General features: G+C 40.1%; 8 protein-coding genes and 1 tRNA gene. All 9 read right to left on the bottom strand.

What is annotated here, in order from left to right:
• Positions 1–197: 197 nt before the first annotated feature.
• Positions 198–285 (bottom strand) — tRNA-Ser (locus RZO55_RS21525).
• An 85-nt stretch (positions 286–370) separates the two neighbouring features.
• A complete protein-coding gene (locus RZO55_RS21530; protein WP_336624343.1) occupies positions 371–1,012 on the bottom strand; it encodes a lysophospholipid acyltransferase family protein in 642 nt (213 codons plus the stop codon).
• A gap of 80 nt (positions 1,013–1,092) precedes the next feature.
• Positions 1,093–1,644 (bottom strand): Fe-S-containing hydro-lyase, encoded by a 552-nt coding sequence (locus tag RZO55_RS21535; RefSeq protein WP_318066325.1) that lies wholly within the window; start codon positions 1,642–1,644, stop codon positions 1,093–1,095.
• A gap of 26 nt (positions 1,645–1,670) precedes the next feature.
• Entirely contained in the window at positions 1,671–2,513 is an 843-nt protein-coding gene (locus RZO55_RS21540; RefSeq protein ID WP_336624344.1) for a fumarate hydratase, read from the bottom strand.
• Positions 2,514–2,628: 115 nt separating this feature from the next.
• Positions 2,629–3,054 carry an RrF2 family transcriptional regulator gene (locus tag RZO55_RS21545; RefSeq protein ID WP_318066326.1) on the bottom strand — a complete coding sequence of 142 codons (426 nt, stop codon included), beginning with the start codon at positions 3,052–3,054 and terminating at the stop codon, positions 2,629–2,631.
• 113 nt (positions 3,055–3,167) lie between these two features.
• Positions 3,168–4,493 (bottom strand): hemolysin family protein, encoded by a 1,326-nt coding sequence (locus RZO55_RS21550; protein WP_318066327.1) that lies wholly within the window; start codon positions 4,491–4,493, stop codon positions 3,168–3,170.
• A 93-nt stretch (positions 4,494–4,586) separates the two neighbouring features.
• Positions 4,587–7,160, bottom strand: coding sequence for a DNA gyrase subunit A (gene gyrA, locus RZO55_RS21555; protein WP_318066328.1), 2,574 nt, complete (start codon positions 7,158–7,160; stop codon positions 4,587–4,589).
• 14 nt (positions 7,161–7,174) lie between these two features.
• Positions 7,175–9,088, bottom strand: a complete 1,914-nt coding sequence (gene gyrB, locus RZO55_RS21560) for a DNA topoisomerase (ATP-hydrolyzing) subunit B (RefSeq protein WP_318066329.1) — start codon at positions 9,086–9,088, stop codon at positions 7,175–7,177.
• 24 nt (positions 9,089–9,112) lie between these two features.
• Positions 9,113–10,215, bottom strand: a 1,103-nt coding sequence (recF, locus tag RZO55_RS21565) for a DNA replication/repair protein RecF (protein ID WP_369293247.1), incomplete at its 5' end; no start/stop codon positions are given.

The raw sequence follows: 10,215 nt of genomic DNA on the forward strand, positions 1-10,215 counted from the left end.
GCTTTTTGTTGTTATCTTTCTCAACAGCAACCCATTTAGTATATCATGTTGTTTCTGTCTTGTCAACAACTTTTTTTATTTTCTTTTTTATCTCTTTCACTGTTTTTTGACAGCTGGTATATAGTACCATGGTTTCATTTATCTGTCAACCACTTTTTTCACCGTACAAGAGAAAAAAATAATCATTTGGAAATGAGCGGAGAAAGAGGGATTTGAACCCTCGCGCCGGTTACCCGACCTACACCCTTAGCAGGGGCGCCTCTTCGGCCTCTTGAGTATTTCTCCGTAGTTCTTAATCTCCGTATGATCCGTCTATCAAGTATATCCTTTCCAGACGCATTGACAATTATACAAAATATAATTCGACTTGTCAACCCATTTTTTGATTTATTTCTTCCTGTATTTTATCATGCACCAATTCTGCAATCTGAGTGGTCTTTAACTTCTGATAATCCTCGTAATACAGGGGTTTTAGAAAGCAGACTTCCACCTTCTGTTTTCTGGAGGAATTCTCATCAAAGGGTTTAAAACTGTCAATTAATGCAACTGGTACAATCGGACAGCAGGCATTTACCGCACTTTTAAAAGTACCTCCTTTAAACGGCAGCAATCGGTTTCCTTCCCTGCTGCGGGTCCCCTCTGGAAAGATAACAAAATTCTTTTTCTCTTTTACCCCTTCTGTCATTCTGGATATAATCTCTAATGAAGCTTTAATGTCCTGACGGTCTATATAGAAACCATCCAGAGCTTTTACCACTTCCTTAACCAGAATTAGATTAGCGGCCTCTTTTTTAACAACCACACTTAAAGGTTTTGGACAGGCTTCCATAATTGCCAGCATATCAAACAAGCCCTGATGATTGGGGAAGAGTATAAAACCGTTTTCGGAGGGGATATTTTCAGCACCATGGACGATGATTTCCACACGTCCTGATTTATTTACTTTCTTTATTACATTACGAATATATTCATACCGTTCTTTGTGAGGGTAATATTCCTGCTTAATACCCATCTTCCTTATTTTATAAAACCATAAGGGCACACGGAGAAAATTTCTTACTACCATATAGAAAATTCGGTTCATGGATTGGTCTATTCCTCTCTGTATTGTGTAAGCGCAGTTTCATATAGATTATTTCCTTCGCTGTCAATCACTACGATTACGGGGAAATCTTTAATTTCCAGACATCTGATTGCCTCTGTTCCCAGATCTTCATAAGCAATTACTTTGGATGAATCAATACATTTGGAAAGAAGAGCACCTGCTCCGCCAACTGCAGCAAAATAAACAGACTGATTTCTTACGATTGCATCAATTACTTCCTTACTCCTTTTTCCTTTTCCTATCATCGCACCAAGTCCAAGATCCAAAAGCTGGGGCGTATACCTGTCCATACGGCTGGCTGTTGTGGGTCCTGCAGATCCAATGGGGCGCCCCTCTCTTGCCGGTGATGGCCCCATATAATAAATAATATTACCTTTTATATCGAACGGCAGTGCTTCCTTATTATCCAGTGCCTCTTTCATTCTTTTATGTGCAGCATCTCTGGCTGTATAGATAGTTCCTGTAAGATAAACATAATCTCCAGCTTTTAATTTTTGTGCATCTTCTTTACTGACTGGAGCTTTTATATGATAATCCATGTTTTCCTCCCTTATCTGATTTATTCCTATAAGATTCTGTGAACATGTCTGTTTACATGGCAACAGATATTAACAGCTACCGGTAGGCCTGCTATATGGGTCGCATAGGTCTCTATATTGACTGCCAGCGCAGTTACGGTTCCCCCTAATCCTCCAGGGCCGATTCCCAGTTTATTGATCTTATCAAGCATTTCTTTTTCCAGTTCTCTTACATAAGGAACGGAGGGTTTATCATTTAAATCTCTGGTCAGTGCATGCTTTGCCATCTGGGCGCACTTTTCAAATGTTCCGCCAATTCCAACGCCTACTACCATTGGGGGACATGCATTAGGTCCTGCTTCCTTTACTGCTGTAAGTATGGATTCCTTTACTCCCTCCAGTCCATCAGCGGGTTTTAACATAAAAACACGGCTCATATTTTCACTTCCAAACCCTTTTGGAGCTACAGTGATATCAATCTCATCTCCCTGTACAATCTCATAATGTATTACTGCTGGTGTATTATCCTTTGTATTAATCCGTTCTATTGGTTCTACTACAGATTTCCTTAAATAACCTTCTGCATATCCTTCTCGAACCCCCTGATTTACTGCATCAGTCAGGTTGTCTCCTTCTATATGTACATCCTGCCCGATTTTTAAAAATATGACAGCCATACCGGTATCCTGGCATATGGGAATGTGATCTTCTCTTGCTATCTCTAAGTTTTCTTTCAGCTGTCCTAAAATCTGTTTTCCCAAAATGGAATTCTCTTTTTTAGCTGACTGAATAAACAGCTCTTCCATATCCTTTGACAGAACATGATTTGCTTCTATGCACATTTCTTTAATATTCTTTGTGATTTCTTCTGCTCTTACGGTTCTGATCATGGTATCCTCCAGATAATTGTTTCTCCTGCCCTTACTTAATCATATACGAATCATATAACGAAATCAAGATAAAAAAAGGGGAATGGCATTCACCACTCCCTCTTGCTTACTCTTACTATATCTTAAGCCGATTCCGGATTAATTTTTCATGAATATCACTGATCGTAATCTGTTCCATTCTGTTTCTGCATATATCATTCAGCTCTCCATAGATCTCATCCATCACTCCGGACATCCCGGAAGCTACCATGCAGTGCTTGTTTACATCTCCTGATTTCCAGGAAGACGATACAAAGGCTACATCAAGTGCATCGCATATCTGCTTCAGATTTATCGTATCCGGATCTCCAATCAGATGATATCCTCCTTCCAGACCTTCTTTTGTTGCAATGATACCTGCCTTTTTCAGCTTTGCCATAACTTTTCTGATGCGGGCAGGATTGGTGCAGACGTTGGAAGCCAGTTCTTCACTGGATGTGGTAATTTTCCTCTGATCCAGATATACCAGTCCGTGAACAGCTACTGCAAATTCACTTGTCATGCTAATCCCCCATTCTCATAAATCTTGCATCTTTATCTGTAATAATTGTAGTTTCAGTTCGTATCTTACCAATTTGTCATGTAATTGTCAAGGGCAGGATACAGAAAATAAGGTCACGGTTCATTTTTATCTTTTATACGTATTATAACTTCTTGAATTACACGATCTTCTAGTTTAAGAATGGTATAGTGGTTTTTATCATCCTCCAATTCCATGGGAATCTGGTCTTCCATTGGAATATAGCCCAATGATTCTATTAAATATCCTGAGAGTGTATCGCAGGTAGTATTAATTTTTCCATGTAGAATCTCTTCAAGATCATAAAGTGAAATACTTCCTGATACACGAAATACGAATGGCTCCAGTTCTGTGAGCTGTGGTTTAGCTTCTTCATATTCATCATAAATATCTCCCACAATCTCTTCAATTAAATCTTCCATTGTTACAAGACCTGTGACCCCTCCGTATTCATCGATTAATACAGCCATCTTACGATTATTTTTCTGCATTTCAAGAAACAGATCGTCGGTTTTCTTATTTTCCAGTATAAAATATGGTTTTTGAAGTATTGTTCGGATATCGATATCTTCCAGATCCGTCCTGCTCATTTTTATTGAAAAATCCTTCATTGATAATATTCCTATAATATTATCAGACTCACCCTCATAGACAGGAATTCTGGAATGCCTGGTATTTAATATCTCATGAAGTACCTGATCCATGGGCTGAGCAATATCAATGGTTACCATATCCTGTCTTGGAATCATAATTTCCCTTGCTTTTTTATCATCAAAGAGAAAGATGGATTTAATCATTTGTTCTTCTATCTTGTTAAATACACCGCTTTCCCTTCCGGTCTGAAGCATGGATCTGATCTCTTCTTCTGAAACCTCCTCCTCCAGATTCTCCATTTTCATTCCAAGTAATCTTAAAACACCATTGGTTGATAATGATAACAGCCTGATAAACGGTGACATAACTTTCGATATAATATAAATGGGTCTTACTGCGAAAAGACTGAATTGTTCTGCCTTCTGCAGGGCAATTCGTTTTGGTACCAGTTCGCCGAAAACCAGATTAAAGTATGAAAGAATAATCGTGACTACCACCATAGATAACCCTCTTGCATAAGGTACTCTAAGTAAATCCAACTTATTTCCCAGAACCTGGGAAATACCGGTTGCTGCTGAAGCACTTGAGAAAAAACCTGCAAATGTAATTGCTACCTGGATGGTTGATAAGAATCCTGTGGAATCTTCTGAAAGCTTCTGAATGAGTGTTGCTTTTTTGTTTCCGCCGTCTGCCAACATGCGGATTCTGTTTTTATTGACCGAAACCACGGCCATTTCTGCCCCTGCAAAAAATGCATTCATTATGGTAAGGGCAATGAGCAATAAAATCTGTGCGGTAATCTGAGCCGCGCCCGGGTCCGTTCCCAAGTTTGTGTTCCTCCTTTTTTCGTATGAAAGAAAAAGTCTCAGGCTGCAGTAAACTATCTATTACTGCAGCCTGAGTCTTCGTTCGTGTTACTTTTATTCTTCTGAATTAGAAATATCCTCTGAACCAGAGATTTCGTCTGTCTGCGGAATTTCCTCTGAATCTTCCAGATCCAGTTCATCTAAACCTTCTCCTTCGGATTTACTTCCGTCGTCCCTGACTTTTGCAATGCTTGCAACAAAGATATCGGAATCCTGATCAATGTTCATCAGTTTAACACCAGATGTATTTCTGCCAATAACAGAAATATCATTCACCGATATCCTGATTACTATACCCTCTGTTGTAATGAGAAGCAGGTCATGATCATCCTGAACCAGTTTAGCTCCTACAATATCTCCTGTTTTCTCTGTAATCTTATAGCACAGAACACCTTTTCCGCCTCTCCGCTGAGGAGTAAATTCATCAATAGGAGTTCTCTTGCCCATTCCGTTTTCAGAAACAATTAATAGTTTTGGTCCCTGAGAATCCATCTGCATTCCGACCACCTGATCATCATCGTTCAGCTTCATACCGATTACACCTATGGAAACACGGCCTGTAACGCGTACATCTTTTTCGTGGAACCGGATACACTGACCTTTTTGGGTAACCAGGAATATATCTTTCGTATCATCAGTAGATTTTACTTCAATCAACTCGTCATTCTCACGGAGAACAATTGCCTGAAGACCATTCTTTCTAACATTGGCGTAATCCATTATCGGGGTTTTCTTAACCATACCGTTTTTGGTAGCCATGAATAAGAACTTGCCATCATCATATTCTTTCATTGGAATAATGGCTGTGATATTTTCTCCCGGAAGCATCTGAAGGAGATTAACTATTGCTGTTCCCCTGGAGGTCCGGCTTCCTTCCGGAATCATATATGTTTTTAACCGGTATACCCTTCCTGTGTTGGTAAAGAACATGAGATAGTGATGAGTTGTTGTCATAATCAGATCTTCGATGTAGTCCTGATCGATGGTCTGCATGCCCTTAATACCTCTTCCTCCCCGGTTCTGATTCTTAAAGTTATCTACGGACATTCTCTTGATATAACCAAGTTTCGTCATTGCTACAATGGTATTCTCTTCAGGAATTAAATCTTCCATGGACATATCGAATTCATCAAAGCCAATGGAGGTTCTTCTGTCATCTCCATATTTTGCGGAAATGATGCTGATCTCCTCTTTGATTACTCCCAGAAGCTTTTTCTCATCTGCAAGGATGGCCTTTAATTCAGCAATTTTTATCTCAAGCTCTTTGTATTCGTTTTCCAGTTTCTCTCTTTCCAGACCGGTAAGAGCTCTTAATCTCATATCAACGATAGCCTGAGACTGAGGATCGCTTAAACCGAAACGGTTCATAAGTTCTGCTTTTGCAATTTGAACATTCTGGGAAGCTCTGATGATGTGTATCACTTCATCAATATTATCCAGTGCAATCAGCAAGCCCTCCAAGATATGGGCCCGTTCTTCTGCTTTGTTTAAATCGTACTTAGTTCTTCTGGTTACAACCTCTTTCTGGTGATCCAGGTAGTATTTTAACATCTCGACCACATTTAATACTTTTGGTTCCAGTACACCAGATTTATTCTTTACAAGCGCCAGCATATTTACACCAAATGTATCCTGAAGCTGGGTATGCTTTAACAGCTGGTTTAAAATAACATTGGAGTTTGCGTCACGGCGAAGTTCGATGCATATTCTCATACCGGTACGGTCTGATTCGTCACGCAGATCCGTAATACCATCAATTCTTTTATCTTTTACCAGTTCGGCAATTTTTTCAATCAGACGTGCCTTATTCACCATGTAAGGAAGTTCTGTTACGATAATACGGCTCTTTCCGTTAGGCATCGCTTCGATATCACTGACTGCTCTTACACGAATTTTACCTCTTCCTGTACGAAAAGCTTCTTCAATGCCCCTTTTTCCCAGGATGGTTGCACCTGTAGGGAAGTCTGGTCCTTTAATAATATCCAGAATCTCTTCCATCGTGGTTTCTCTGTTTTCTTCCACCTGGTTATCTATAATTTTTACAACGGCTCCGATAACCTCTCTCAGATTATGAGGAGGAATATTGGTAGCCATACCTACTGCAATGCCTGATGTACCATTAACCAGAAGATTGGGATAACGGGAGGGAAGCACATCTGGTTCTCTCTCTGTCTCATCAAAGTTCGCACTGAAATCAACGGTATCTTTATTAATATCTGCAAGCATTTCCATGGAAATCTTACTTAAACGGGCTTCCGTATACCTCATGGCAGCTGCGCCGTCTCCATCCACAGAACCGAAGTTTCCATGCCCGTCTACCAGAGGATATCTGGTGGACCATTCCTGTGCTAAATTAACCAGGGCTCCGTAAATAGAGCTGTCACCATGAGGGTGATACTTACCCATGGTATCACCAACGATACGGGCACATTTACGATGTGGCTTATCCGGACCGTTGTTGAGCTCTATCATGGAATACAGGACTCTTCTCTGAACCGGTTTTAATCCGTCTCGGACATCCGGCAGCGCCCTGGAAACAATGACGCTCATGGCATAATCGATATACGATTTTTCCATGGTCTTTTTTAAGTCCACGTCATGAACTTTATCAAAGATATTTGGTTCCATTTTATTTCCTCCAATTAAATATCAAGATTCTGTACGTATTTGGCATTCGCATCGATAAATTCACGTCTTGGTTCTACCTGGTCACCCATCAGAGTTGAGAATGTTAAATCCATATCGGACTGGGAATCTTCATCCATATTCACTCTTAAAAGAATTCTTCTTTCCGGATCCATGGTGGTTTCCCAAAGCTGTTCTGCATCCATCTCTCCCAGACCTTTGTAGCGCTGAATCTTATTGTTATTGTCTCTTCCCACCTCTTTTAAGATAGAATTCAGTTCTTCATCGCTGTAAGCATACCATACTCTTTTATTTTTCTCAATTTTATATAAAGGCGGTTGTGCCATATATACATGACCTTTTTTGATCAGATCTGGCATGAACCTGTATAAGAAGGTCAATAACAGGGTACTGATATGGGCACCGTCTACATCGGCATCCGTCATGATAATAATTTTATGGTATCTTAATTTATTTAAATCAAAATCATCATGAATACCAGTTCCGAAAGCTGTAATCATGGCTCTGATTTCCGCGTTTGCGTAAATCTTATCCAGTCTGGCTTTTTCCACGTTTAGAATCTTACCACGCAAAGGAAGAATGGCCTGGGTATTTCTGGACCTGGCTGTCTTTGCAGAGCCGCCGGCACTGTCTCCCTCGACGATATAGATCTCACATTTTTCTGGATTCTTATCAGAACAATCTGCAAGCTTACCTGGAAGTGCCATACCTTCAAGGGCTGTTTTTCTTCTGGTTAAATCTCTTGCCTTTCTGGCTGCTGCTCTGGCTCTCTGTGCCAGTATGGATTTATCACAGATCGTTTTTGAAATTCCAGGATTCTGCTCCAGATAATAGGTCAGCTGTTCTCTTAAAAGTCCGTCTACCGCACCTCTTGCTTCACTGTTTCCAAGCTTCTGTTTGGTCTGTCCTTCAAACTGCGGTTCTTCGATCTTTACACTGATAATAGCTGTCATACCTTCACGGATATCTTCACCGGATAGATTGGTTTCGCTTTCTCTTAACAGCTTATTTTTCCTGGCGTAATCATTTAACGTAGTTGTCAGCGCATTCTTAAATCCAACCAGATGAGTTCCGCCTTCTGGTGTATTGATGTTATTTACAAAGCTGTAAATATTCTCTGTATAAGAATCATTGTGCTGCAGGGCAACTTCCACATATACACCATCTTTTGTTCCTTCACAGTAAAATACCTGATCGTAAAGAGGTGTTTTCCCTTTGTTTAAGTAGGTGACAAATTCCTTAATTCCGCCTTCGTAATGAAATACATGTTCATGCGATTCTTCTCTCTCATCACGAAGAATAATTTTTAAGTTTTTAGTCAAGAAAGCAGTTTCTCTAAGACGTACTTTTAAAGTATCATAATCATAAACCGTTTCCTCAAAAATATCTTTATCAGGAAGGAATGTTACGGTAGTTCCATGCTCATCAGGAGAACAATCTCCAATTACCTTCAGAGGATACATGGTTTTACCCTTCTCATAACGCTGCTTATAGATCTTTCCTTCCGTACGGACCTCTACTTCCAGCCACTCAGAAAGAGCATTTACAACTGATGCACCTACTCCGTGAAGTCCACCGGATACCTTGTATCCTCCACCGCCGAACTTTCCGCCGGCATGAAGGATGGTAAATGCTACTTCAACAGCGGGGATTCCAGCTTTTTTTTGAATTCCTACAGGGATTCCACGTCCGTCATCCACAACTGTTATGGAGTTGTCATTATGAATGACTACTTCTATGCTGTCGCAGTATCCTGCGAGAGCCTCATCTACCGCGTTATCTACGATTTCGTATACCAGATGATGAAGTCCTCTGATTGATGTACTGCCGATATACATACCGGGTCTCTTTCTTACTGCCTCAAGCCCCTCTAATATCTGGATTTGATCTGCACCATATTCTTGACTCATATTTGTACGTTTCCTCCTGAATCGTTAATTTTCATTGTCTACAGTACCGTTTATTACCTTAAATATCTTATCAATCTGAAACCTGTCATTTACAAAATCTTCCAGACCTGTACATGTAATAACGGTCTGTATATGATTAATTCCTGCCAGTAATTGATTCTGCCTGCTGCTATCCAGTTCAGACAATACATCATCCAGCAAAAGAATCGGATAATCATGTACAATATTTTCTACCAGTTCTATTTCTGCTAGTTTTAATGATAAAGCTGCCGTCCGTTGCTGTCCCTGAGAACCGAACCGCCTGATATCAATGCCATTAACCATGAAACTAATATCGTCCCTATGGGGGCCTGTCAAAGTGGTTTTCTGCTTGAGATCCTGACTTCTGCTTCGTCTTAGAGTTTCTTCAAAGGAATCTGCCTCTACATTCGGCTCGTAAAGAATCCGCAATGATTCTTTATTACCTGAAAGGTTCAGATGGATGGGTTCAATCATCATTCCCAGTCTCTCAACAAATTCCTTTCGGTAAAGAATAATCTCTTTCCCGTACTGAACCAACTGCATATCCCATATATCCAATGTTTCCTCATAGTCCGGACGAAATGCCATATCTTTTAACAGTTTGTTTCGCTGAATCACAATCCGGTTATACTGGACCAATGAATGTACATACAGCTTATTAAGTTGACATAATTCCATGTCAATGAACCGACGTCTTTCTGCCGGTCCGTTTTTTATGAGATTTAAGTCTTCAGGAGAAAAAAATACAACGTTGACGATTCCAAATAACTCGCTTGCCTTACGGATGGGAACTCCATTTACGGCTACACCTTTGGCCTTGTTTTTTTTAAGATGCATATCAATCCGGTATGGAATGTCATTCTTTCTGACGTTTAGCTTGATATGCGACTCATCCCTGTCAAACTGTATAATTTCCTTATCCTTGCTGCCTCTGTGGGATTTTGTCGTAGCACAGACATAGATCGCTTCCAGGACATTGGTTTTCCCCTGGGCATTGTCCCCATAGAGTATATTAGTCCCCGGACTAAAATCCATATGTAATTCATCATAGTTGCGATAATTCTTAAGCTCTATCGATTCAATGATCATGGATGTTATATTTCCTC

The sequence above is a fragment of the Clostridium boliviensis genome, assembly GCF_033342255.1.
GTDB lineage: Bacteria > Bacillota > Clostridia > Lachnospirales > Lachnospiraceae > Lacrimispora > Lacrimispora boliviensis.